Annotated in this window: 29 protein-coding genes and 1 pseudogene; 12 read left to right on the top strand and 18 right to left on the bottom strand. The window is 45.3% G+C overall.

What is annotated here, in order from left to right; translation table 11 throughout:
• Nucleotides 1–24: 24 nt before the first annotated feature.
• Nucleotides 25–702 carry a 7-cyano-7-deazaguanine/7-aminomethyl-7-deazaguanine transporter gene (locus tag ACKPVM_RS11955; RefSeq protein WP_409309348.1) on the top strand — a complete coding sequence of 226 codons (678 nt, stop codon included), beginning with the start codon at nucleotides 25–27 and terminating at the stop codon, nucleotides 700–702.
• Between the two features lie 193 nt (nucleotides 703–895).
• Nucleotides 896–1,462, top strand: a complete 567-nt coding sequence (locus tag ACKPVM_RS11950; RefSeq protein ID WP_409309271.1) for a DcrB family lipoprotein — start codon at nucleotides 896–898, stop codon at nucleotides 1,460–1,462.
• Nucleotides 1,463–1,711: 249 nt separating this feature from the next.
• Here ACKPVM_RS11950 and ACKPVM_RS11945 read toward each other — a convergent pair whose 3' ends face one another.
• The 5 genes from ACKPVM_RS11945 to ACKPVM_RS11925 form a co-directional block, all read right to left on the bottom strand.
• Nucleotides 1,712–1,966, bottom strand: coding sequence for a tautomerase family protein (locus ACKPVM_RS11945; protein WP_409309270.1), 255 nt, complete (start codon nucleotides 1,964–1,966; stop codon nucleotides 1,712–1,714).
• Nucleotides 1,967–2,065: 99 nt separating this feature from the next.
• Complete coding sequence (locus tag ACKPVM_RS11940; protein ID WP_409309269.1) at nucleotides 2,066–2,818, bottom strand: amino acid ABC transporter ATP-binding protein; 753 nt, start codon at nucleotides 2,816–2,818, stop codon at nucleotides 2,066–2,068.
• A 90-nt stretch (nucleotides 2,819–2,908) separates the two neighbouring features.
• Nucleotides 2,909–3,625 (bottom strand): amino acid ABC transporter permease, encoded by a 717-nt coding sequence (locus tag ACKPVM_RS11935; protein WP_409309268.1) that lies wholly within the window; start codon nucleotides 3,623–3,625, stop codon nucleotides 2,909–2,911.
• 1 nt (nucleotide 3,626) lies between these two features.
• Nucleotides 3,627–4,316 carry an amino acid ABC transporter permease gene (locus ACKPVM_RS11930; protein ID WP_409309267.1) on the bottom strand — a complete coding sequence of 230 codons (690 nt, stop codon included), beginning with the start codon at nucleotides 4,314–4,316 and terminating at the stop codon, nucleotides 3,627–3,629.
• A gap of 52 nt (nucleotides 4,317–4,368) precedes the next feature.
• On the bottom strand, nucleotides 4,369–5,175 hold the full coding sequence (locus tag ACKPVM_RS11925) for a transporter substrate-binding domain-containing protein (RefSeq protein WP_409309266.1): 807 nt from the start codon (nucleotides 5,173–5,175) through the stop codon (nucleotides 4,369–4,371).
• 245 nt (nucleotides 5,176–5,420) lie between these two features.
• Here ACKPVM_RS11925 and ACKPVM_RS20610 point away from each other — a divergent pair.
• Nucleotides 5,421–5,522 (top strand): annotated as a pseudogene (locus ACKPVM_RS20610) (DcrB family lipoprotein); the annotation flags it as partial.
• Nucleotides 5,523–5,631: 109 nt separating this feature from the next.
• On the opposite strand, the gene ACKPVM_RS11915 reads toward ACKPVM_RS20610, so the two are convergent.
• The 6 genes from ACKPVM_RS11915 to ACKPVM_RS11890 all read right to left on the bottom strand — a co-directional run bounded on the left by ACKPVM_RS11915 (nucleotide 5,632) and on the right by ACKPVM_RS11890 (nucleotide 9,588).
• Entirely contained in the window at nucleotides 5,632–6,834 is a 1,203-nt protein-coding gene (locus tag ACKPVM_RS11915) for an MFS transporter (protein WP_409309264.1), read from the bottom strand.
• A 387-nt stretch (nucleotides 6,835–7,221) separates the two neighbouring features.
• Nucleotides 7,222–7,542: a DUF7716 domain-containing protein gene (locus ACKPVM_RS11910; protein ID WP_409309263.1), complete on the bottom strand. Its 321-nt coding sequence runs from the start codon at nucleotides 7,540–7,542 to the stop codon at nucleotides 7,222–7,224.
• A gap of 71 nt (nucleotides 7,543–7,613) precedes the next feature.
• Entirely contained in the window at nucleotides 7,614–8,063 is a 450-nt protein-coding gene (locus ACKPVM_RS11905) for a DUF4304 domain-containing protein (protein WP_409309262.1), read from the bottom strand.
• A gap of 212 nt (nucleotides 8,064–8,275) precedes the next feature.
• Nucleotides 8,276–8,566, bottom strand: coding sequence for a hypothetical protein (locus ACKPVM_RS11900; protein ID WP_409309261.1), 291 nt, complete (start codon nucleotides 8,564–8,566; stop codon nucleotides 8,276–8,278).
• Nucleotides 8,567–8,669: 103 nt separating this feature from the next.
• Nucleotides 8,670–9,041 (bottom strand): hypothetical protein, encoded by a 372-nt coding sequence (locus ACKPVM_RS11895; RefSeq protein ID WP_409309260.1) that lies wholly within the window; start codon nucleotides 9,039–9,041, stop codon nucleotides 8,670–8,672.
• Nucleotides 9,042–9,084: 43 nt separating this feature from the next.
• Nucleotides 9,085–9,588, bottom strand: coding sequence for an SMI1/KNR4 family protein (locus tag ACKPVM_RS11890; RefSeq protein ID WP_409309259.1), 504 nt, complete (start codon nucleotides 9,586–9,588; stop codon nucleotides 9,085–9,087).
• Between the two features lie 360 nt (nucleotides 9,589–9,948).
• Here ACKPVM_RS11890 and yhjD point away from each other — a divergent pair, with 360 nt between their 5' ends.
• A complete protein-coding gene (gene yhjD / locus ACKPVM_RS11885) occupies nucleotides 9,949–10,965 on the top strand; it encodes an inner membrane protein YhjD (RefSeq protein WP_409309258.1) in 1,017 nt (338 codons plus the stop codon).
• Nucleotides 10,966–11,197: 232 nt separating this feature from the next.
• Entirely contained in the window at nucleotides 11,198–12,130 is a 933-nt protein-coding gene (kdgK, locus tag ACKPVM_RS11880; protein ID WP_409309257.1) for a 2-dehydro-3-deoxygluconokinase, read from the top strand.
• 109 nt (nucleotides 12,131–12,239) lie between these two features.
• Here kdgK and ACKPVM_RS11875 read toward each other — a convergent pair whose 3' ends face one another.
• The 3 genes from ACKPVM_RS11875 to ACKPVM_RS11865 form a co-directional block, all read right to left on the bottom strand.
• Entirely contained in the window at nucleotides 12,240–13,739 is a 1,500-nt protein-coding gene (locus ACKPVM_RS11875; RefSeq protein WP_409309256.1) for a M16 family metallopeptidase, read from the bottom strand.
• A gap of 395 nt (nucleotides 13,740–14,134) precedes the next feature.
• Nucleotides 14,135–15,427 (bottom strand): dicarboxylate/amino acid:cation symporter, encoded by a 1,293-nt coding sequence (locus tag ACKPVM_RS11870; RefSeq protein WP_409309255.1) that lies wholly within the window; start codon nucleotides 15,425–15,427, stop codon nucleotides 14,135–14,137.
• Between the two features lie 326 nt (nucleotides 15,428–15,753).
• Nucleotides 15,754–16,911 carry an adenylate/guanylate cyclase domain-containing protein gene (locus ACKPVM_RS11865; RefSeq protein WP_409309254.1) on the bottom strand — a complete coding sequence of 386 codons (1,158 nt, stop codon included), beginning with the start codon at nucleotides 16,909–16,911 and terminating at the stop codon, nucleotides 15,754–15,756.
• 518 nt (nucleotides 16,912–17,429) lie between these two features.
• Between ACKPVM_RS11865 and dsbG the strand changes: the two genes are divergently transcribed.
• On the top strand, nucleotides 17,430–18,179 hold the full coding sequence (gene dsbG / locus ACKPVM_RS11860) for a thiol:disulfide interchange protein DsbG (protein ID WP_409309347.1): 750 nt from the start codon (nucleotides 17,430–17,432) through the stop codon (nucleotides 18,177–18,179).
• A gap of 42 nt (nucleotides 18,180–18,221) precedes the next feature.
• Here dsbG and ACKPVM_RS11855 read toward each other — a convergent pair whose 3' ends face one another.
• From ACKPVM_RS11855 to ACKPVM_RS11840, 4 genes are all read right to left on the bottom strand, one after another.
• Entirely contained in the window at nucleotides 18,222–19,106 is an 885-nt protein-coding gene (locus tag ACKPVM_RS11855) for a siderophore-interacting protein (protein ID WP_409309253.1), read from the bottom strand.
• Between the two features lie 336 nt (nucleotides 19,107–19,442).
• Complete coding sequence (gene gorA / locus ACKPVM_RS11850) at nucleotides 19,443–20,795, bottom strand: glutathione-disulfide reductase (RefSeq protein ID WP_409309252.1); 1,353 nt, start codon at nucleotides 20,793–20,795, stop codon at nucleotides 19,443–19,445.
• 112 nt (nucleotides 20,796–20,907) lie between these two features.
• Complete coding sequence (locus tag ACKPVM_RS11845) at nucleotides 20,908–21,750, bottom strand: 23S rRNA (adenine(2030)-N(6))-methyltransferase RlmJ (RefSeq protein ID WP_409309251.1); 843 nt, start codon at nucleotides 21,748–21,750, stop codon at nucleotides 20,908–20,910.
• Between the two features lie 319 nt (nucleotides 21,751–22,069).
• Nucleotides 22,070–22,603 carry a hypothetical protein gene (locus ACKPVM_RS11840; protein WP_409309250.1) on the bottom strand — a complete coding sequence of 178 codons (534 nt, stop codon included), beginning with the start codon at nucleotides 22,601–22,603 and terminating at the stop codon, nucleotides 22,070–22,072.
• Between the two features lie 142 nt (nucleotides 22,604–22,745).
• On the opposite strand from ACKPVM_RS11840, the gene ACKPVM_RS11835 reads away from it, so the two are divergent.
• The 6 genes from ACKPVM_RS11835 (at nucleotide 22,746) to ACKPVM_RS11810 (ending at nucleotide 25,122) form a co-directional block, all read left to right on the top strand.
• Nucleotides 22,746–23,045 (top strand): DUF2623 family protein, encoded by a 300-nt coding sequence (locus tag ACKPVM_RS11835; RefSeq protein ID WP_409309249.1) that lies wholly within the window; start codon nucleotides 22,746–22,748, stop codon nucleotides 23,043–23,045.
• A gap of 211 nt (nucleotides 23,046–23,256) precedes the next feature.
• Nucleotides 23,257–23,643, top strand: a complete 387-nt coding sequence (locus ACKPVM_RS11830) for a hypothetical protein (RefSeq protein WP_409309248.1) — start codon at nucleotides 23,257–23,259, stop codon at nucleotides 23,641–23,643.
• Between the two features lie 26 nt (nucleotides 23,644–23,669).
• Nucleotides 23,670–24,035, top strand: a complete 366-nt coding sequence (locus ACKPVM_RS11825; RefSeq protein WP_409309247.1) for a hypothetical protein — start codon at nucleotides 23,670–23,672, stop codon at nucleotides 24,033–24,035.
• On the top strand, nucleotides 24,032–24,355 hold the full coding sequence (locus tag ACKPVM_RS11820; protein WP_409309246.1) for a hypothetical protein: 324 nt from the start codon (nucleotides 24,032–24,034) through the stop codon (nucleotides 24,353–24,355). The genes ACKPVM_RS11825 and ACKPVM_RS11820 overlap by 4 nt, the downstream gene beginning before the upstream one ends.
• A 7-nt stretch (nucleotides 24,356–24,362) precedes the next feature.
• Nucleotides 24,363–24,737 (top strand): hypothetical protein, encoded by a 375-nt coding sequence (locus tag ACKPVM_RS11815; protein WP_409309245.1) that lies wholly within the window; start codon nucleotides 24,363–24,365, stop codon nucleotides 24,735–24,737.
• Between the two features lie 52 nt (nucleotides 24,738–24,789).
• Nucleotides 24,790–25,122 (top strand): barstar family protein, encoded by a 333-nt coding sequence (locus ACKPVM_RS11810; protein ID WP_409309244.1) that lies wholly within the window; start codon nucleotides 24,790–24,792, stop codon nucleotides 25,120–25,122.
• Nucleotides 25,123–25,201: the final 79 nt, after the last annotated feature.

The following is a 25,201-nucleotide window of genomic DNA, read 5'->3' as shown; positions in this document are numbered from 1 at the left end:
CCCAATAACCAAAAAGGCCACATTATGTATCGTTTTACTCCCCAGCAGCGGCTTACGGCGCTGATCTGGTTAGCCTTGTTTCATATCCTGATCATTACCTCTAGTAACTATCTGGTACAGTTGCCAATATCCATCTTCGGGTTCCATACCACCTGGGGAGCATTTAGTTTCCCCTTTATCTTTTTAGCTACCGATCTCACCGTACGGATTTTTGGCGCACCGTTGGCACGTCGCATCATATTAACGGTGATGGTGCCTGCGTTGGTGATTTCCTATTTTATTTCTGCACTGTTTTACCAGGGGACATGGCAAGGTTTCGCTTCACTGAACCAAGTTAACATTGTCGTTGCCCGCATAGCGTGTGCCAGTTTTATGGCATATGTACTGGGCCAGATCCTTGACGTACATGTTTTTAACCGATTGCGGCAGCGTAATGCCTGGTGGGTTGCTCCGGCTGTCTCAACGGTATTCGGTAATTTCAGTGACACGGTGGCCTTCTTCTTTATCGCGTTCTATCGCAGCACCGATCCTTTCATGGCTGCCAACTGGGTTGAAATCGCACTCGTTGACTACACATTCAAGCTACTGATTAGTTTGCTTTTCTTCCTGCCAATGTATGGTGTCATGCTGAACATGGTGCTCAAACATCTCAGCGAACAGCAAGGTTCAGGAAAGTTTCAATCCGTTGAAAATCAACGTTAACCATTCCATTCTGCCGCTGGAAACGACGATGCCAGCGGCAAATCATGGCATCATCGTTTATGATTAATCCTCTGAGTTTTGTAAAAATACACCCCGTCGCACCAACGGTTTGCAACAACAAAATGCTTGTTTTTGCAGCCTGAATAAGGTGCCATATCGTCCTTCTGTTGCAGAAATGAGAAAAAGGGAACCCATGTCGAATTTAGTGAAATATCTTGGCGTCAGCCTATTGGTGACCGTGCTTGCGGCTTGTGATAGCAAACCTGATGACGCGGCAACGTCTCCCGCGCAGGATAAACCGGCAGCAGAAGCCACAGCGAACAAGACGATTGAGTTACTGTCTGGCAAGGTGGTTTTCACGCTACCAGCAGACATGCAGGATCAAAGCGGCAAATTAGGCACGCAATCAAACAATATGCACGTGTACGCGAACGAAAGCGGGCAAAAGGCCGTCATCGTCATTTTGGGGGATAACACCACAGAGGAACTCTCGGTATTGACGCAGCGTCTGGAAGATCAGCAGCGCACACGCGATGCCAACCTTCAGGTGGTCACCAACAAAACGATTGACGTCGATGGGCAGAAATTGCAGCAGTTGGATAGCATTATCACCAGCAGTGGGCAGCAGGCATACTCTTCCGTCGTATTAGGCAAAGTGGATAACCAATTACTGACATTGCAGATTACCCTTCCCGCCGACAACCAGCAGCAAGCTCAGACAGAAGCAGAAAATATTATTCACACGCTGAAGCTGAAATAGGTAAGAGTTTGCCGGCGGCGGCGGTCATGGAGTGGCGATAGTGGGAAGATCGTAAAGACGCCGCAAGTTCATCCATGTAGGCACGGACGCTTTACGCTTCTTTCCCATGATCACCGTTCTGGACCCGTTAAAGGGGTAGCCAGCAGCCTGAGATGAGGAACGACCTTCAAAACGTATCGACAACAACACTGACAGTAATAATCGAGGAAATCATATCTCTGGGCCTCCACCCTATTTATCCTTCAGTGTTCATTTTTTATTTGAATTTTTCTCTTTTTCACGCGCATGGTATTCCTCTACCGTTAATCCCGCTTCCGCCAACTCATCAATTTTAAGTTTGCCAGCGCGGCCATAATGGTCAAAGGATATTTCAGACAGCACGACGGTTACGTTTTGCGCCTGACAGCCAAGATGTTTTATTGAACACTCGGTTAAAGCTTCGACATAAGCCCGTTTGGCTTCCAAAGTGCGACCTTCGAGAATATCTACATGAATTACCGGCATTTCTATATCCTTCTTAATACAGTTAAAAAATAACGAAACATTTATACCCTAAATAAGCTATCAGGATTAATGAGAGTATTATTAAATAATAAAATTTATCTAGATATCATAAGTGATCGGCTCAAGGACTCGTTTAAGAAATCGTTGGGTTCGTTCTTCCTTCGGCGATGCAAATATCTCGGCCGGAGGACCAGACTCAATGATATTTCCACCATCCATAACAACAACACGGCTAGCTACCTGCTGTGCAAACTGCATCTCATGCGTAACAACAATCATTGTCATACCTTGTCGAGCCAGCTTTATTATTACAGACAGTACTTCACCAACGAGTTCCGGATCAAGCGCACTTGTTGGTTCATCAAACAGAATAACTTCGGGCTTCATTGCAAGCGCACGGGCAATACCTACGCGTTGCTGTTGCCCACCAGAAAGCTGGGAGGGGTACGAATCGAACTTTTCACCTAGACCAACATCACTCAGAATCTTTCTGGCTTCAATCTCACACTCTTTTTTATTTCTTTTCTGTACGATGACTGGGCCTTCAATAACATTTTCCAATACTGTTTTGTGACTAAATAAATTGTATGACTGAAAAACCATTGCACTTTTTCGCCGTAAATGGAGAATATCTTTCTTATGCGATGTGCCGAAATCGACGTTAACATCTCCAATACGTAACTTGCCAGAATTAGCCTGCTCTAAAAAATTAAGGCAGCGTAAAAAAGTTGTTTTCCCGGACCCGCTTGGGCCAATAATTACCACGACCTCTCCTTTATTTACGGTTAAACTTACACCATGAAGGATCGGGTTACCATCAAATTTTTTTGTAATGTTTATCGCTTGCAACATATGCAAATCACCTTCGATTATAATACATTACCATTAAAGTAGTAGATACCTGGTAAATATGATTTTTTACCAACCAAGATATCAAAAAGTTCAACGTTGGACTAATCCTCTACCGAGAGATCTTCCCACTCGGACCTCCAGACAAGCAATAACTCTTTCCATAACAAAAGCCAGAATCCAGTAAATCGCCGCCACAGCAATAAACGCCTCCATAAATTGGTAGGTATTAGCAGCCACAAGATTTGCTTTCGCGGTGATCTCCAAAACAGAAATCCAGAAGGCCAGAGAGGAACCCTGTAGTATCGCAATACATCTTGAGCCGATATTTGGCACATTAATAGCTAATGCCTGAGGGATAATGACACGACGCATAATCTGCCATGGCGTCATACCCAAATCATAGGCAGCTTCAATCTCTCCCTTATTCACCGACGAAAAACCCGAACGAAGAATTTCCGCAAAAAAAGCGGAGGCGCTAAAAGAGAGGGCAAATATAGCCAACACATCGAGGGGAATTGCTGAAGCTCTGAACTGCCACCCTAGGGATGTAGCGAGTGGATCAATAAATTGAGGCAATCCATAATAAACAAGAAAAAAATGCATCATAATTGGTGTGCCCCGAAAAAATGACACATAAAAATTTGCTATATTTTTTAATATTATTAGGTTGTAAAAACGCACGTATGCCAAAAATATCGCGATAATCATTCCCGACACAATAGTCAGAAAAGAAATCATAAGGGTATTTGGCACTGCCGGCAATATCTGAATAAAAGCGCTACCCATAAAGGCGAAATTAAATTCCATATCAGCCTCTTCCTGGTTTCGTTAAACGCTTTTCCACATATTTAAAACCCGCTTCAAGCAATAATGTCATCACATAGTAAATAAAAGATAGTGCCAGGAAAACTTCAAAACTGCGCATCGTATATGCACTCAACGCTTGCCCTCTTCCGACCATGTCCATGACGCCGACAGAAAAAGCCAGTGAAGTACTCTTCAGTGCTATAAGGAGAAGCGTACCGAAGTCCGGCAGTGCGACAAGCAAAGCTTGAGGCGTGATAACCCGGGTAAGGATTTGTATATTACTCATCCCCAAAGAAAAGGCCGCATCAATTTGCCCTCGTTGGATACTATTGATGGCGCCACGCAATATTTCAGAACAATTAGCTGCCATATAAAAAGCATAAGCTGAAACTACAAACCCAATGGGTGGAAAATCCATACTAAAAAAATTAAAACTAGAAAGAACGGTTGGCAAAATATAATAGGCTAACATAAGCTGTACAAAAATCGGCACACCTCGTGTATAGGAAACCATAAATACAGCCAACCCACTCAATAATGGTACTCTATAAATACGAACTAATACTAATACTACGCCGCCAAGGCTGCCCAACAAAGATGCACTAAAGAAGATTTGAAGCGTGACGGGCAAATATTCCAGTAAAATAGGAATAGATTCCAACATAACGTTTACACTAAACCATGTATCCACAGCGACAACCCTTTATCTTACTTCGTCTGGGAAAATCGAATTTATTAAATCTTTACCCTTCTACATCGAAAGGCACAGTGAAATCACGCCCAAACCATTCCAGACTAAGTTTACTTAATGTGCCATCTTTATGCATCTCAGCTAAAACCACGTCTAATCGATCTCGTAATTTAACATCATCTTTATTTAATAAAAGATGAGCACCGACTTGAGAAGGAGAAAGCCCAATCGGGATAATTCCCTTACCAACGGATTTAACATCTCGATTACGATATTTATTAAAAACAATCCCATGAAATTCAGGTGCCAGCAACCCATCAGCTCTTCCCGAGACAAGGAGGTCGATCAGCTCATTAGTGGATTTCGCGCGAATAACGTTCACGTTGAATTTATTCTTTTCGATATACTGATCCAATGCCGGAGACTGTAACCCAGTACCCAAAACGCCTATTTTTTTACCATTGATATCAGATAGGGATTTGAGATTATTTTCCGTACCCTTCACGATGAGAGTATATGGCGTGGCATAATATTTCTCTTTGGTATAGAGGAATTTATCTTCCCGCTCTTTGCTCCATTGAATATTACCGATAATCACATTTAACTTTCTTGAACCGAGCCCCATAAACAAACTGGCGAAATCCATGGTTTTATATTCAAATCGATATTCCGGCAACCTACGATCGACTTCTCGCAATACTTCAACCTCATACCCCGTCAGATAGCCATCCTTGTCTAAATAGCTCGTCCCAGCATTATCGGGTAAAGCACCGACAAAAACGACTTCTTCTTGTGCGGAAAAAACCATATTACTAAAAAGTGAAGACATAATAATAAACATCAATGCAAATTTTTTCATTTTTCCCCTGAAAAATTCTTTACGTCGGTTAAAACAATATGTATGAATAAAAATTGTATAATTAAAAATGTTGGTAATACTTATGTATATTCAGCGTTTATGTTTTATATGAAAATATATTCTTTTGGAATGATTAAATTTAGATAAAAACATTCATTTTTCGCAAAAAGAAAAAAATATGTCACGACAATCCACCGATATCATTCCAATTAGACATCGATTTTTCATGGCGGTGGTGATGCACACGCGACGCCAATCTTCAGGTGGTGACCAACAAAACCATCAATATTGACGGACAGCAATTGCAACAGGTGGATAGCATTATCACCAGCACCGGACTCAAATCCGTCATTCTTCGCCAACAACTACCGTCAGACGGTTAACGCCGCATTTTTCCGCAATACGACCAAAGACAATACAGTCCGCTATGCCGTAGGATGGCGGACAAGATGCTCTTTACTCGGGTGTGACTGTTCGTCGCCCCAAACGAAGGGTAAGCAATAGACCGACAATCCCAAGCATCGCGGCAGCTAAATAGATAGACGCGATCCCCGCATAGCCCATCAGCAGTCCGGCAACTGGCCCGACGACGCCCAACGACAAATCGAGAAAAATCGTATACGTCGCCAGCGCACTCCCCTGATTTTGCGGCGAGACGCCATTAACGGCCACTACACCAAGCGCCGGGAAGACTAATGAGAAACCCGCGCCGGAGAAAAATGTGCCCAGTTCAGCCATAAGCGGCTGTGTCGCCCCCCAAATCAACAGCAACCCCGTTATTTCGACCACAAAGCAGGCCATCGCTACACGTAACCCTCCGAACCGATTGATACTATTCGGAAACAGTAAGCGAGTACCAACAAAAGCACAGCTAAAAATGGTTAACGTTAGCGCAGCGCCATCCCAGCTTTTATCTGCGTAGAACAGCGTAATGAATGTTCCGATTACACCAAATCCAGACGAGGCAAGGGCGAGAATAATGCCGTACATCCAGACCTTACCCAACACTTCACGAAAGGGAATTTTTTTGCCTGGAGAAACTTTTACCTCAGAACGGGGCAACGCGCAGGCAATAGCGACTGCCGCAACCAGAATAATAAACCCAGACAACAACGTCAGCCCGCCAATATGATTCAGCCAAACGCCCAGTGGGGCACCAATGGCCATCGCGCCATAAGTCGCTACGCCGTTCCACGAAATAACCCGTCCGATGTGTCGCGATCCAACCATGCCAACGCCCCACAGCGTTGCCCCCGTCCCAGCAAAGCTTTGCCCAATGCCTAATACCAGTCGCCCAAGAAACAACAGCAGTAACGCCATCAGCGGAGACGCCTCTCCCCAGGCAGCCAGTAGATAAAACAAGCCGCTCAGCAGTGTCCCCGTCAGCCCCCACACCACTACTTTTTTAGGGCCCTTTTCATCAGCACAGCGCCCGGCATGAGGACGGCTCAACAACGTAGAAAAATATTGCAGACTGATCACCAATCCCGTCCAGAACGTGTTATAGCCCAACGTATCGTGCACGTAACCGGGTAAGACCGCTAATGGCAGCCCAACATTGAGATAATTGGCGAAATTAAACACAACGGCAGAAGCAATACGCAGATTAAGACGCACCGCACCAACGGCAGGTTCTTCTGATGGGGAAGGAACAGACATGGAGGATTTGACTCACTTAACAGTATCACCTTAGGCAGAGCAAAAATGATAGCCGGGTAATCCGGTTGTTGATATCTAAGCCATTAAGTATAAACAAGCACCAGCCAGGTTTCACCGTTAATTATCACGTGCGTCACTAATTCATCCTTGCAAGAAAACCACTCACCATAAAAACATAACGTTCTCATACTGTTGGTCATAACGAGATTGATCTCCCATCACCCAAGCCTGAGCGTAGGACAGGCGTCATGTGTAAACTGGCATAATCGGTCATAAACCGAATCGATCATCTGGTACAGCGCATTCCGGCCACATCATTGATGATGCGTGGCACCCCAGATTATTTAAGTTACAAAGCAAAATTATCGTTTTTAAAACGTGAAATATTTATAATTTGATAAACGCGTCATGTTCAAAATAAAACATAAATGCGTTAAACAAATCCTCCTCTAAAGTCGTCTCTCTTTGCTGCTTTACGTTGTTCACCACACTTTGTACTGATTGGATACTCATAACGTATCTATACCCGGCATTCTTGACTATTTCAGGATCTTCATCTGGATCATCTGAATCAATATCATCAGGGTCTTCTATCATCACTAACGAGTCCAAATCCCAGACTGATATATCTTTAGGAAGATACAACGCTAACTGCCAATCAATATTGGCAACATCTCTCAATGTTTCTCTCAAGTTCTTTTTAACCATGGTATCCTTTTCCTTTCATAGTACAATTATCCTTTTCATCTGATATGTTCGGTTTATTTATGATATGATTATTAATCAGATAAAATTAACGTGGAGACATTGTCTATCATTTTATCCTTAAAGAAGCCGTCATCATACAATGTTTTAAGGTACGAATAATCAAAAAAACGTTCTATAATATTCATTCCATCTCTGCTCAAGAACGTAATCATATAAGAAAAGGGAATTTTATTATCAGAATCTAAATTAAGAGCACCATCTATATCAATCTCACCAAATTCTGGAATTTTATTTAATCTAAATGAAACCCCGCACGTGTAATATTTCAGCGTAGCTATATCTCTTGATGGATCAACACAAATTCCCATTTCAAAGGTAAAACGATTACTATGCTTTGATTTCTGTAAGGCGATGACTATCGTATTATCCTTATCATGTTTCCGCCAGACGAGTCCTTTTTTACTAAATTTATTATCCTTAAAAACTGAAGCAATATTTGAAATCACATATTTTTCATCCATTAGTCACACCATTAAAACATATAAACCAACGATATTTAACGCAATGATTCATTTCAACAAAATATCATCAACGCACTCTAATATTTATTCTTTTGAATTTTTATTGTCATGCTGTTTTCCCCACACCTCTAATTCATTGCAGCTTAAATTAATTTCGACACGTTTGGCGTATAAGAAAATATCACTCATAGTATAGCCGAACGCCACCAAGTTCATGACTTACTCACCTCCAACATTCTTTTCTTATATTTATTAAGAGCTCGATTAAATTTTGAAATTAAAGTAAACCATTCTTGATAAGTAACATCTTTAATATAATAATCCCCTAGCCATTTAGGATGGCAGCGTGATAATAAATTATCTATCGCTTCATTTCTTTCTTCTATATCATTATTTTCATCAATGATTATTTTTATCAGGCTCGCTATTTCCATGGCCTCTTTATCAATAGACGCAGAAAGAAGATGGTCACATATCCTCTTTCCTGCATTATTTATATTCATGGCAGTAACCTCAGCTACAGTAATTTTTCCAACGCCAACAGGAATATCCCATCCCTCGACATTCCATTATCCGTGTTCAATTGGAACCACGTCTTATCATCATTTACGCTAATTTCTCTCGTTTAATTAATTCACCCTTGTCGATAGAAAGCGTATCTTTATTTTTCCCATAAGAAACTTCCACATAGTCATGCACAACAACGGCAACAACAATGCCACAAAGATAGCTCCATGAAGTCCGATTTTTATTATCAAAAAATATCACACCCCATTCACATGGAATGATATATCTTTCAAAGGAAATCGGAATAATATCGTGCATAATACCCCCAAATCGAGATATCTCATCGCGAACACTCTCGGTAAAAAGAATAAATCCGTCATCTTTTTTTCCTTGTGATGCGCCACAATCAGAACACCGAACATCCTCGGGCGCATACCTAGAGTAACAATTCTGACAAATCATATCTTTCATTTATACATATGCCTCCATAAAAACTGTTGCAATCATTTTCCATCTATATTTTCTTTGATCTAAACTCAACTAACTTAATAATCCATTCATTAAATGAGATAAAATCACACTCTTCTATCCACCACTCTGGTGGAGTTTCCGGATAAAACAGGCCATAATTCATGTTAATATCACTACTTAATAAAAAACCGCCGAAATACCCTAATTTTGATATAGATGTAGTTAAAAACAACTCAGGAAATAAATCATCACCATAATTATCAAAAACAGACTTTGAAAACTCACCTACATCATAGGGCGATAATATCTCAATACCAGAACTAACCTCGCCAATAAAAATATCAACAGAACCAACTGAAATTAAGAAGTCCTTATAGTCACGAGGTAGCAATATCTCATTCTCTTTTTCAAAACGAGATAATTCGCTTTCATGTAAAAAAGCATTTCTAGAAAAAGAAAACTGTTCACTTAAGCCGACATCGATAGGTAATCCATTACTCTGTAAGATCCACGTATTTAATTTATCATAAGCCTCTTGGATATCCATCGTTTTCATCTTCCTGACAGCTATTAATATAGCCTATTGAAACCAACCCAAATCCCGTTATTTCCACTTTGATGCCATGTTTTCCCGCGAACATGCTACCGCCATGCTGTGACAACCCTGTCTGCCTGAGCCACATCATAACAGCGGAATCAGACACTGGCTCAACGACTCTGATGGTATGTCGATATTTCCCCTGAAAATCGCCAGTATGACGCTGCTATCAATCATTGATTGGATCCTCCTATTTCACTGTTAATGAGTACGGCAAAACAACAGACCACAAAAACATAACATTCTCATATTGTTGGTTATAATCAGATTGGTTTCCTATCATCCAAATCTGACCGTAGGAGAAGCGTCATGTTTGAACCGGCAGAATCGGATCGCCATTCGTCACCGGGTGACCACCAGGAAGACTCGACCACAAAAAAACAGCGCTCGGTACTGACCCGAACCAAACGCTTGGCACAGCGCATTCAGGCAATTCCCAGCGTGGCGCACATGATCCGTGCAGGCGAACGTTTTAATGACCGCATGGGCAATCAGTTTGGCGCAGCGATTACCTATTTTTCATTTTTATCGTTGATCCCAATTCTCATGGTCTCTTTTGCCGCCGTCGGTTTCGTACTGGCCTCCAATCCAGACCTGCTGACGGAACTGATTAACAAAATCGTCAGCAGTATCAGCGATCCTAACCTTGCCAACACGCTAAAAAATACGGTCAACACGGCTATTCAGCAGCGAACAACCGTCGGATTAACAGGATTATTGATTGCCTTATATTCCGGCGTTAGCTGGATGGGGAACCTACGAGAGGCGATCCGCGCACAATCGCGCGATGTTTGGGAACGTAATCCTCAGGATGAAGAGAGGATTTATTTCCAGTACACCCGTGATTTTTTATCCCTCACCGGCCTGATGGTCGCACTCATTATCACGCTGTTTCTGACCTCCGTGGCAGGCACGGCGCAGAATATGATCGTGCATGCATTGGGGCTGGAAAATATTGAATGGCTGCGTCCTGCCTTAACGCTCATTGCCTTGTCGATTTCAATTTTCGCCAACTATTTACTCTTTCTATGGATCTTCTTCGTACTGCCACGCCATAAGCCCAAACGTAAAGCCCTATTCCGGGGAACACTGCTCGCCGCTATCGGTTTCGAAGCCATTAAGTTTGCCATGACCGTCGCGCTTCCCAAGCTTGCCAGCTCGCCTTCCGGAGCGGCATTTGGCTCCGTAATCGGTTTGATGGCTTTCTTCTATTTTTTTGCCCGGCTAACACTCTTTTGTGCCGCCTGGATTGCCACCGCAAATTATAAAGGTGATACCTCTTCGGATCGGAATGCACAGAAAGAGACGACACAAAAAGACATCTAACGCATGGACGTTCACCTCGAATGGTGAAACTTCACGAAAAGAAGTCACATGTACACAAACGAAGCCCCTGATTTTCCGATCTGTGTCATGAAAAAATAAAACATCGTTTCAAGACTATTGACTCAGTCTCTCGTTATGTTGAGACTGACGCTAATTTTAAACGTAGCCAACACCGCTGTAACTTGCGAGATGAAGGGCATAACGACTTCTTTTTTCAAACAGGTCAACTGTGATGACAACTAATAACATTGCCGTAATTGGCGAATGCATGATCGAACTGTCGCAAAAAGGCACGGACCTTAACCGTGGATTTGGCGGCGATACACTAAATACCGCAGTCTATATTGCACGTCAGGTCAATCCTGACGCGCTTGGCGTTCACTACGTTACCGCGCTCGGAACCGATAGCTTCAGCGCAGAAATGATCCGCGCATGGCAGGAAGAAGGGGTAAAAACCGACCTGATCCAGCGTCTGGATAACAAGCTGCCCGGCTTATATTTTATCGAAACCGATGATACCGGCGAACGTACGTTCTACTACTGGCGTAATGACGCAGCCGCCCGTTATTGGCTGGATAGCCCTGAAGCGGAAAACGTCTGTCAGAATCTGGCCCATTTCGACTACATTTATCTCAGTGGGATTAGTCTGGCCATTCTTAATCCAGACAGCCGCCAACGCCTGTTATCCTTATTGCGCACCTGCCAGGCCAACGGCGGTAAAGTTATCTTTGATAACAACTACCGACCGCGTCTATGGCAAAGCAAAGAGGAAACCCAGCAGGCCTATTCTGACATCCTATCCTGTACGGATATCGCGTTCCTGACATTGGACGATGAAGATATGCTATGGGGCGAACAACCGGTTGAAAGCGTTTTAGCACGCACCCACGGCTTTGGCGTATCAGAAATCGTGATCAAACGCGGCGCAGACTCTTGCCTGATCTCCGAACGTGGACAAGCACTGATTGATGTGCCAGCCGTGAAATTGCCGAAAGAAAAAGTGGTTGATACTACGGCAGCTGGTGATTCTTTCAGCGCAGGCTATTTGGCTGTTCGATTGAACGGTGGAAGCACACAGCAAGCGGCGCAACGCGGTCACCTGACTGCCAGTACGGTTATCCAGTATCGCGGGGCGATCATCCCACAGGATGCGATGCCAGATTAATACAGCTACAGGTAAAAAGAGATTTGTCCATTCCCGCGTAAGCGGGAATCTTTTCTTTAGGTAGTGCGTTGTTGTCATCAAGGCCGCATACGCGGCCTTTTGTTTTGGCTTACTGTGCGGCTGGTTCAGATGTATCACTTTTCAACGGTGGCGTTTCGCTGACCGGCTGTGAAGCCGTATCTGCCTTCGGCATCATGATACGATCGTAGACAGCCTGAAGGTCTTTCATATTTGCTTCCGGCTCTCCCTGTTGTTGCACCAACATCAACGTTGCTTCCTGCGAGAGTTGCTGATGAAGCTCTTGATTCAACATATCAAGCGTCAGCGCCGACAAATATGCCTGCCGTAATGTCTGATACTGTTCGGGGGAAATATCCACGACACCATTTTGCTGCGAGCGGAGACGCTGGGACATGAGGATATCCGTGCCAGTACGAGCATAAGTGGCAAAGAGTTTACTCAGCTCATCCGTCTTACGAGCCACAAGCTCATCGAACGCCTGCTGCGTCAACCCATTGTCTCTCAGTGCTGCCAACTCCTGAGCCAGAGAGATCAGGTTTGGTGCCACACTATCACTATTTGGCACTTCCAGATGGATAGCACACTGTGCACGGCTGTAAAACACATTGCAGTCAAAACGCAGATTGTTATCGCTCTGCGCACGCTTCGCCAACGCCTGTTTTAAATGCCAGAACAGCGCTTCCCGTGCTAAATCACTCTGCCAATAACGTGCTAATGCCTGTGATTCACGAATGGGATGCCAAGGCGTGTCCCACACCAGAGACAGCGTATCCTGCTGCACGTCTTTATTCATTAGGCTAATCGCCTGTGGAGGAAACGGGCTCAACGTCGGCATGGGAGCAGGAACGTCTCGTTTACCTTGCAGGGTAGAAAACGCCTTATTGATCTGGTCAACGATGCCACGGTTATCGACATGACCAACGATATAAAGCGTCATCGCGTCAGGCGTGTACCAGGCTTTATAGAATTGCTGCAACGGTTCGCTGCTTAACGGCAGCTTAACGTCCTGAGCAGGATCGTGCGCTAATAATGCCGACCCTTTAAGACGATAGCGCCATCCCGGATCCTGCGGATTTAGCGGGAATGTCGTCACCGGGTCAGGAATACTCAGCGCGGTTTGGATACTTTTATCATTGATGGTTATCTGGCCTGCGGTTTCCGCCAGCCAACCCAGCGCCTCTTTCAGTAATTCCGGTCGGTTGTTCGGCAAACTCAGATTATAAGAAGTGAAATCATAGGAAGTAACCACTGGCGGCAAAGGACGCGTACCATTATTGTCTTGTATCCACATGGATGGTGACTGCGCCGCCGACAGTGTTTCGCCGGGAGCAAGTGCCAGACGAGGAAGAAAATGTGCAAACCCGATCTGCTGAGCATTTTCGACCAATGATCCGGTATTCACCACGAGGCGAAGTTCCACTCTATCGCCGGGACGCTGTGGCGTAGCCAGTAGTTGCCAGGTAAAACCATTGTCTAATTTACCCTGCTGCCAGGCAGGATCAGGTTGTAGTGCTTCAGCCTGCACGTTGCTGCCGACAACTGCCAACAACATTCCACCAACTAAAAGGCTAATTTTGGTGCCCTGCATGTGAACCCCTACTTAAATAACTATCCAACATAATGTGGTTAATTGTTGATAATAATAGTGGCCTTGCGTTTGCCACCAAGCACTCTCGTGTCCGTATCACGGAAAATCAGAAGGCGAGAAGTGTACCATTCCCTTAGACCGCGCGCTTTTATCTATGTCACCCAAAGAGATGAAATAAACGTTGAAAAAAGGGAAAACATTTAGATTTAACAATCTGTTTACGCAAATTCAGGCAGGGAAACAAAGGTAATTGAGCATCAACGCAAAACGCGGGGGAGCATTTTGCAACGTTGATTGCAGCAGCTCGTAGGGTGACGGGCTGAACAGCGCCATAAAAAAATCCCTGCGGCGCAAACCCGCCACAGGGATCTCGTCAGAACATTACACCATCACGATCAGGACAATGCAGTCGGTGCCGTCGTGTTGTTGTTCTTATTATTACCAGAAAGCTCAGCATCCAGCTGTTTCTCATCCAGCTCACGACAGTATTTTGCAACAACGATCGTCGCCACACCGTTACCAATCAGGTTCGTTAACGCACGGGCTTCTGACATGAAACGGTCAATACCCAAGATTAACGCCAGACCCGCTACCGGCAGATGACCAACCGCTGACAAGGTTGCGGCCAGTACAATAAACCCGCTTCCTGTCACGCCAGCCGCCCCTTTGGAAGAAAGCAGTAGTACCACCAGCAGTGTGATTTGATGCCAAATATCCATATGACTATTGGTGGCCTGTGCGATAAATACGGCCGCCATGGTCAGGTAGATCGAGGTTCCATCAAGGTTAAACGAATAACCGGTGGGAATAACCAGCCCGACGACAGACTTTTTACACCCAACCTTCTCCATTTTTTCCAGCATACGTGGCAATACCGACTCGGAAGACGAGGTCCCCAGCACAATCAACAGTTCTTCTCTGATATAACGAATGAACTTGAAAATACTGAACCCGGTTGCTTTCGCGATACTGCCCAGCACCAGAAAAACAAACAGCAGACAGGTAATGTAGAAACAAATGATCAATTGGCCCAATTGTACCAACGTACCGACGCCATACTTACCGATGGTGAACGCCATGGCACCGAATGCCCCCAGCGGAGCCAGCTTCATGATCATATTGATGATACCGAATATCACTTTGGAGAAGCTTTCGATCACATCAAAAATCATTTTTCCTTTACTGCCCAGGCGATGCAACGCAAAGCCAAACATCACAGCAAATAACAACACTTGCAGAATATTGCCACTGGCAAAAGCGCCGATCACACTTGACGGGATCACATCCATCAGGAACGGAATCAGCCCTTGCTGGGAAGCCTGCTGGGTATAAACCGCAACGGCGGAAGCATCCAGCGAACTGGGGTCAATATTCATGCCCGCACCGGGCTTCACGACGTTAACCACGATCAAGCCGATGATTAAGGCAATCGTACTCACAATCTCAAAGTACAGCAGCGCAACTGCACCAGTGCGCCCAACTGACTTCATGCTTTCCATGCCGGCAATACCGGTTACCACCGTACAGAAGATAACCGGAGCGATAATCATTTTAATTAATTTAACAAACCCATCGCCGAGCGGTTTCATCTGGGCGCCAAGTTCTGGATAGAAATGGCCCAGTAGTATCCCGACCGTAATGGCAACAAGCACCTGAAAATAAAGACTTTTAACAATAGATAATTTCATATATGCGTCCTATGGAGGGGAAACACAAGAAGCATAGGGTACGGTAATGCCACTTGTGATTGCGCCGGAAAGTAACATCGCAATAACAAGCTGGAAATGTTTTATAACTTTAGTTTGTGAACGTTAGGTTAAAAATAAGAAGTGAATCGCTTCAGCCAATGTTAATTAGAAACAGACATGCAATTCATTTGTAACAATAGGCGCAGTTGTATCGAATACCACCTCACCAAAAAAAACGATGAAGCCAGCAATAACAAGGCTTACAGCGCGGAACAAGGTTAATCCCATAATAAAAACAAGGTTATCAGTGAATTAGCACATTCAATTTACATCTCGAAGATATGAACGCCATTTTTCCCTTCATGACGGGCAACTTGCATGGCGTAGCGAGCCTGAACCAGAAAAAGGTCGACCTCTTTTTTAGCGTCCTGCAACGGTGTGATAAGGGGAACAATGCCAATACAAGCCGTTAATGGTGTTCGATCCGTTTGGGAGAATGGCGTATTAAATTGCAGTGCAAGACTATTCGCCCAGCGTTGCAGCGGTTCCACTGGCAGCGATTTCCCCAGGATCGCAAACTCATTGTGATCCAAACATGCTAACCAAGCAGATTCGCCTGACGTTTCAACCGCTGTTTTCAATTGATTGACTAAGGTATGTAACGACGCCACATCCGACTCCCCCTGAACATCCAATGGCGGAGTCAGACCAATCACCATCAGGCCGCATGGGACACCTTCAGACAGGCATTGTTGCAGTTTGAGTAACAGCGTGGTCTCTCCCGGTAAATCGTACTGTACTGCTGCCGGAATAAGAGACTGTTCCAGAAGTTGCTGATTACGATTATAACTGCGAACTAATACGCCAAGTTCATCGTCCTGATGCCACTCGGGTAGTGTGAGTTGATGATGAGGGATCGCATCCGTTGGCAAGCCTTGTAGCTCAGCAATAATGGATCGCAGAGGATGCACCATCAGCCGGTTAATACACCAGGTGATGGCGATCGACAAGATTAGTGCCAATAGCAGGTATGTCGCCAACATGGTTGAAAACGTACTGACAATAAACTGAAACATCCGGTAAGAATCGGCTTGTAACACCAAATGTGCCAACGGCGTCGTATTCTGCGTTTGCGGTGGCGAATAGAGCGGAACAGAGATACGGATAGGGAGCTTGAATACACGAGCAACCCAGCTCGGTACCGGTCTCTCCGTTGGGAAATTGGCGTGCAACGTCTGAAATTCCCCAGGTAACAGCACTTCGGCCCGGCTGAGAAAACCAACGGGTAACAAATTATTGAGAATATCCTCGGTGCGCTGAACTTCCCCTTGTAGAACGGCCTCGGTCAGGGGCTGACGAACAGAGTAAGCAATGCTCTCCAGTTGCCTGGCATAATCTTCACGACGCTGATGTACGAAGTGAAAAAGCTGTATCACGATAAAAAGACTGATAGTAACCAGTGCCACGGCGGACACGGCAGTCATCTGCTTAATCGTTAATGAACGTCTGAGCCGCAAGCGCCTTCTCCGTCAATCCTGTGCTACTGCATTTTGTTTAAAAAACGCAAATTGCTGCGATGTTACTCAACCAGGTGCTGAAAATATCCGATCTCCTCGTATTCAAGGCCCGCATGAGCAGGCATCAAGAGGAGTTTCGCTAGTATAAGACAGCTTATCGATGCCTCAATGCTGTTTTATGTCAGCACGGGCTGGATTTCATCTTAATCTTAAGCGGGTTTACGAGCATGGTTGTAACCTACCCGAAAATCGGCATCAGGATAGGGTATATCCGCATCACAAGCCAGAAAACGGCACCGGATTATGCGGCCTTCATGCTAGGACAGATAGTATTGACCAGAAGAGTGCCCTGGGAAAAATATTGACGTACGGCTTTATTTCGAGGCTGGCTTTTGGCAAGCAAATTAGGCCACCGTTATACTTGGTGATTTGAGCGGATATATCCGACATTGACTCCCCAGAGACCTGACGTCATGACAAAGAAAATGCTCTTTACACTCCTGCTCTTTACCTTATCAGGCGCATCGTTAGCAGAAGACAACCTCCCCGATGCTGTCAAAAATATCGAAAAGCAGGGTATTAAAATCATTAAACCGTTTACCGCACCCGGAGGAATAAAAGGCTGGTTAGGAAGCTATCAAGGTATGGGCGTCACCATTTATTTAATGCCTGATGGCAAGCATGCGATTTCGGGATATATGTATGATGAAAAGGGAAATAATTTAAGCGAAGCCCGTATTCAACAGGACATTTATATACCGGCAGGTAGAGAAATGTGGGAGAAATTACAACAATCTCCCTATATTACCGAAGGTGCACAAGACGCTGCGCGAAAAATTATCGTCTTTGCCGATCCTTTTTGCCCTTATTGCAGACAATTTTGGAACCAGGCACAACCTTGGGTAAAATCCGGCAAAGTGCAATTACAAACCCTGCTGGTTGGCGTGATAAAACCGGAAAGTAGCCGCTATGCGGCGGCGATCCTTGCGGCTAAAAATCCAGCACAAGCATGGTATGACTTTGAATCATCAAATGGCAAAACCGTCCCCCCGTTCTCTGAATCATCATCACGCGACATCTGGCAGAAAATCCAGAATAATCAGGCGCTCATGGATGAACTCGGTGCAAACGTCACGCCTGCTATCTATTATATGAATGATAACAATGAATTACAGCAGGTTGTAGGATTGCCCGATGAAGCTCAGTTTGCAGAAATGATGGGGAACAAGGGGTGAATGATTAAACATCAGGGGGATTTCCCCCTGATATTCAGACTATTAACGATGCGACCAGTAGGCCATGAAATTAATGGTCTCTTTCGCCAGTTGGCGTTCATCAAGCAAATAGCGGCGCAGACGTTTCACCGCTGAAGACTCTCCCGCCACCCAAGCGTAAAAAGGGCTATGTCCCGTTGCTCGCTCCCACAACAATTCACCGTCTGGCGTATCCTTAATCTCTTCACCATCCTTTACACAAGCACTGGCGGGAATATTGACGTCCTGTTTTACGGCGGCCAACAGGCGCTCTCCCCAAACCTGACTACCGGTTTCCTCGCGCGGTAACCAGTGAATTTGCGCAAAAGGAAAAGGACTTTCACTGATACAGTCCCCGACCTTCGGTACTTCAAAAAACGCCTGTACCGACGGCGGTGAAGGTTGCGCCATCAGATTTTCAAGGATCCCCATCGCGGCGGGCAGCGCGGTTTCATCAGCGATCAGCAAAACGTGCTCGACCCCATCATGCGGTGCCCATTCATAGCCACCGTTATCACCTTCAGCATCAATATTCGGTGCCACGATTTGCAATGTATCGCCAGGTTTGGCATGACTAGCCCAGCGGGAAGCCGGACCAGTATCACCGTGCAGTACAAAATCAATGGTTGCCTGCTGCAATTCGCGCGAAACGGCACGCAGGGTATAAGTACGCAATGTCGGACGATGCTCACGTGGCAACGCCAGATAGTCCTGATACCAGGTATCGCTCACCGCCATCGGCGTTAATTCACCCGTTTCGCTGGCAAACAGCAGCTTGACACGCTGATCCGGCGCTTCCTGTTTCATCATGCGCACATCCGGTCCAGTGAATACGCAACGAATCAGTGAAGGCGAGAGCAGCGTTTTACTCTCTAGTTGTAAGTTAAACAACCGATAAACTGAGGGCATTGCGGATCACTCCTGAACATAAAAAAAGAAACGGTTTACGCCTGACAGATGCTCGATATCTGGCCGTTGGCACAACCAACTGGATTGAATGGCATTGAACTGTGAAAGGTATACCGGCATATTTTGTAAGGGGAAAATTTAAAAGTGGGATAAAAATTCATTCATCAATAGGGAATATTGCAAAAAAGGTCAGAATTGTAAATACAATAACTCTCATAACGATAATCATTATCAGTTATTGACATAATGAAAGATCGTCTTCTCTTCAGCACGGTCTAAAAAACAAAAAAGTCAGAATGCCGGAGCACCTGACTTTTTTCTTTAACCACAAACCCTTTATCGCATCGTCACAAACTCTTCCGATGCAGTTGGATGAATCGCCACTGTATTATCAAAGTCTTTTTTGGTCGCGCCCATTTTCACGGCGACCGCAAAACCTTGCAGCATTTCATCCATACCAAACCCGATACCGTGGATACCCACAATTTTTTCATCTTTGCCGACGCAAACCAGCTTCATACGACACGGCTGGCGATGTTGCGTAACCGCCGTGTACATGGCGGTGAAAGAAGATTTATACACTTTTACCCGATCGTCACCATACTGTTCACGCGCCTGCGGTTCAGTCAAACCCACGGTGCCAATCGGTGGGTGACTAAACACCACGGTCGGAATGTTATTGTAATCCAGATGTTCGTCCGGCTTGTTGTTAAACAAACGCTCAGACAGACGACGTCCCGCTGCGACGGCAACCGGCGTTAACTCAACGGCCCCCGTGTTATCACCCACGGCATAAATGCCAGGCACACTGGTGTTCTGGAATTTATCGACGTTGATAAATCCTTTGCCGTTCAACTCCACGCCAGTGACGCTCAGGTTCAGGTTATCCGTCGCCGGTTCACGACCAATCGCCCAAATCAGGCAATCGACGGTTTGTGACTGACCGTTTTCCAGTTCCAACGTCAGGCTACCATCTGCGTTTTTCACAACCGCTTTCGGGATCGATTCGGTATGCAGCGTTGGCCCTTCGGTGTTCATCACCTCCACCAGCGTATCGACAATCAGCGGATCAAAACTGCGCAGCGGCGCGTGTTTACGCACAAACAGGTGAGTTTCAGAACCCAGCCCGTTCAGTACACCCGCAATCTCCACGGCAATATAGCCCGCACCGACAATAGCGGTACGCTTCGGCAATGCATCCAGTTCAAAGAAGCCGTCGGAATCAATACCGTATTCCGCTCCCGGGATAGCGGGGTGCACCGGACGCCCACCCGTCGCAATCAGGATATGGTCAGCCGTAATTTTCTCACCATTCACTTCAACCGTGTGCGCATCAACAAAGCGGGCAAAACCGTGAATGACATCAACCTTATTCTTACCCAATACATTGTCGTAAGACTGGTGAATGCGATCGATGTAGGCACTACGATTCTTCACCAGCGTGCCCCAGTTAAACTGGTTCACCGTGGTATCAAACCCGTAATCTGGTCCATACTGATGGATCGCTTCGGCAATCTGCGCCGCATGCCACATCACTTTCTTCGGCACACAGCCGACGTTAACGCAAGTGCCGCCCAGTTGTTTTGCTTCGATCAACGCACATTTTTGCCCATACATCGCCGCACGGTTAATTGAAGCGATGCCGCCGCTGCCACCGCCAATAGCAAGATAGTCATAGTGTTTGGTCATCAGAGAGTCCACGCTTAAGTGAATAAGATTTGCCTAGAGTGTAACGCCAGTGCCCTATAACCCACAAAGTTAATGCCTATGGTTGTAATAGGAAAAATCAAATCACGCCAGGTCACTCAGGTACGATTTGTTCCACTAACGTATGCCCGGTTCCGGCTGGCACCAACACCTGATGTAACCACGGCAACACATTGTTCATTTGTGCAGCCAGCTTCCACGGCGGGTTAATCACGATCATGCCAGACGCCGTCATACCATGCCGATCGCTATCTGGCAGCACAGCCAACTCAATCTGCAAAATATTGCGGATCCCGGTCGCTTCCAGATCTTTCAGTAACCGCTTGATTTGTTGGCGTAACACGACCGGATACCACAGCGAAAATACGCCAGTGGCAAAGCGTTTATGCCCTTCCTGAATGCCTTTTACTACAGCCTGATAGTCCGTCTTTAGCTCGTAAGGCGGATCAATCAGTATAAAACCCCGACGTGAGAGCGGCGGTAACTGCGATTTCAACTGCTGATAACCATCGTCACGCACGACTTTAGCACGGGCATCCTTCTGGAATTCGTTACGTAACAGTGGGAAATCGCTCGGGTGCAGTTCCGTCAGGTGAATCTTGTCCTGTTCACGCAGAAGTTGACGGGCGATAAGCGGAGAGCCAGGGTAATAACGCAGTTGCCCGTTGTGATTATAGGTACGGACCGCCTGCATATAAGCGTCGAGCTCGGTTGGAATATCATCACGCAACCAGACTTTTGCAATGCCATCAAGATATTCGCCCGTCCGTTCCGCATGCTCACCGCTGAGCTGATAACGCCCCGCCCCGGCATGGGTATCCAAATACAGGAATGGCTTTTCTTTCTCTTTCAGACTGGAGATGATCAGACTCTGAACGGTATGTTTCAACACGTCAGCATGATTGCCCGCGTGGAAACTGTGACGGTAACTTAGCACTATGGTTATACCTTATTGATTTTAATGATTTTATTTTTTGGTGAGTAATCAAAATCAATATCTATTACCCCACCGCTCCCCCCACCGATCACCATATACCCAAAATAATTCAAGTTTCAGGAAGGCGGCAAGCGAAGGAATCCCGATGAGCTTACTTGAGTAAGTGATTCGGGTGACTGAACGCAGCCAACGCACATGCAACTTGAAGTATGACGGGTATAACAGTAAAAACATGAGGACAAACCACAGTAGTATAAAGCGAAATGCGCCACGCTTCTCCTTTGTGTATGAAGTATGGCGGATATAGCACGGTCAAAAATTAGTCATTAGGTATCGGATACTTCAAAACTATCGTTGGCGCACACAGATGTCGGCCTGATTTTTCCATCAGGTAGGCTGCAATTTCTTCATTCGACAGTTCAACATCGAGCATGTCTTCGTTGTTAAACCATTCGTTTGGCCAATAGATAAGATTCGAAGGATTCGCGTTAAAATTGAGGGTTAGCAAGTCAAGAGCATAATCACACTCCGATTGCTCGCCTTCCTCTTTGCAAACAAAATCAATGATGGCTAATAATTCCTCGTACCGAAGATCGTCAACATATCTTTCCTGATTAAAGGCGGTATTCACAAATTCACTCGCACTGATATACGAATGGTAATCCCGGAATTCATCATAGTGGCATGGTCTGATGACCTGATGATTCCAGTCAGCAATCAGACGCTGTAAATCAGGATCCCCCTCTCGCTTACCCTTATCAATTTGAGTGGTAATTTCCGCCAAAAGTGCCAACAGGGCTTCTTTTTTGCCGCCATCTGGTCTGACAGGCTTTAATCTTTCTGGTAAAGGCATTTTTTGATTTCCTGAGTATGCATACGCCGGATCCGCGAGGACATTGTACTTTTCCCTATCAATAATTTCTCATCCCCTATGGAGAGTGAAAAACAATCGTTATATTATATTTTATATAACGATTGTTTTTGGAGCATTAATTATGGGGAACCACTTTGGAAAAGGTGTGATGGCTGGACTAAAAGCCAGAAACCCGAAATCCACCAGCGAAATAAGAACATATTGCTACGACTATCGGCGAGGGTATATCTGTGGCTATGCCCACAGCCTGGCCGAAACACAGGGCGATCGCCCGAAAGCGGCTTTTGAGGCGGGCTTGCTGTCACGTCAATATGGGCTGGAAAGAGAAAGGGTAGCGGAATTTTTCACCGAATATGGCAATCCGAACATTATTCGGTTTTTCTACGCGGGTTATGATGCCGACGCCAATGTAGGACGATAACGCGTTTTATACGATACAATACTTCTGCGAAGGCGCATTAGCTGGCATCATAAGCTCGTTTCAATCTGTTCACACCACTGTTTGTTAGAAACATTGTTTGTTGGAAACATTGTTTGTTGGAAACATCCCTGGAACTGACTGAAGCCAGCGTCTGGGGAAAGGTTGAGCGAGCCTGTGTCTTACCACCGCAACCCGCAGGATAACTACCAATATGCTCGTTAATCTTTTATCTCTTTTTCTGATACTCCTCCCCAGCGTCACATTCACTCATGAGACAACCATTCGAGCAGCCACCGTAAAAGAGGAACAAAACGTCTTTAACGCGTTTAAAGAAAGGCTGATAGAGCCAGATCTGGCATCAATATCGAATCTCAGAGTTTCTGCTAATGGGAATGCGATCTGCGGTTTTTTTAGTATAAAAAACAAAGCAGGCCAATATATACAACGGGACGACGTGTTCTATGTCATGGTTCTCACAAGGGACATCGGAGAACCTATCTATGCAGTTACCGATATTGATTATGGCAATAACACTGAAGCAGCGACGCGATGTGAGGAAGAAGGGATCGCGCCAATCAAATCTGCATCCCAACGTTGAGGGTGAGCAAATATCAGGAAAAACAGATGATGAACGATGAAAAATACACCCACAATCTTGAAAGCATTATCACTTATGGTCTTGAAACGGTTGATCCGGATGAAAGCGTTGAAGTGAATTTGAAAGACTTGCTGTATGTATATGGCATGTTGCAGGAATACATGCGTTTTTTTCATCAACCAGATCATTATCAAACACTGGATGATGTCGTTGCATTTTTAGGCTCAAATAGAGATAACGCAGGCTTTCATATACTCAACACGGCCGTATATAAAAAAATGCGCGGTATGTTTCCTGAACATATTGAGGATAAATTTGATAACGGCGATTTTGATGCCCCGCTGTTACCCTTTTACTATGACGAAAAGCGACATCATCCTGCCAAATCATGAAAAATGAACAGCACCTACGCGATGAACAAGAATATCTGGAACAACTGAAACACGAGCGTTATATGTTCTGTTGGTGCTTGATGACGTATGCCGATATGCCCGTTGATGTCGCCACCGCGAAAGCGGCTGCTTTTTATGCTTATCAGCCCCCAGATAACCCCAACCGTGACATAATCTTTCATGACGAAGCCTGGCACTGGGCCATGCTGCATATCATTGGCGAACAATATTGGCTGAGTAAACCTGAGTACCTGACGCCCTCACAACAATATATCGATTTAAGTAACAATATTGATTTAAGTAACAAGGAAGGGAAATAATCCTTTTATGATCCGTAAGGAATGGAATGTCCCTCTGCAAGTCGTAGAGGAAAAGCCGGAATATTTACAATATCGCAGTAAATGGGCTTGTTTTCACTGCCGTACTGCGTTTGTTCGTTTTCGTAGCCAACAACAAACCGTCTGCTGTCCAACATGCCAGGCGATAGCGTCAGATATGGGATATCTGTTTAAGCCTCCCGCCAAGCGAGACAAAAAAGCATGGGCGATCGCCCAGTTATTAGCCGAGCATCATATTTCCTATTACCGAGTGGGTGCAGTCACGTTTATCAATACCTTTATCACTGAGTACGGAACATTACCGTTAAAAGAGGTGCAAAAGAATATTGAACGTTACCTTGCCGCCAAAAAACATAGCCGCTAATTCAATCAAGCGACAAAACCTTATCGCTTTGCACAAATAGACAGGAACAGATATGCCGATGATCACCGCCATCAGTATTGATGGTAGCCAGATAACTGACTGGCCATCCTTTTATCAGGTATTCGCCGACGCATTTGGTTTTCCGCCATTTTTTGGCCGTAATATGGATGCCTGGATTGACTGCATGACGAATCTTGATGAAGAGTTCAGCCAAATTCAGGTTGAGCCTGGCGAATTAGTCTGTATCACGGTTGAACAGGCCGCCGCATTTAAAGCAACCTGCCCACGGCAATATCAGGCATTGCTCGAATGTGTGGCATTCGTTAACTGGCGGCGATTAGACATCGGTGAACCGCCAATACTGATTTTGGCGTTTAATGTGTAGGCAGTTAGCCGTAGACATGAAGCACGGTAATGCGTGCTCACCCATTGATTTTCACCCTGCATGACCGCATCTTAGTATC

Source organism: Pectobacterium hainanensis, assembly GCF_046237015.1.
Lineage (GTDB): Bacteria > Pseudomonadota > Gammaproteobacteria > Enterobacterales > Enterobacteriaceae > JBJYIN01.
The sequence above is the reverse complement of the archived record's forward strand: the minus strand, read 5'-3'. Positions and strand labels throughout refer to the sequence as shown.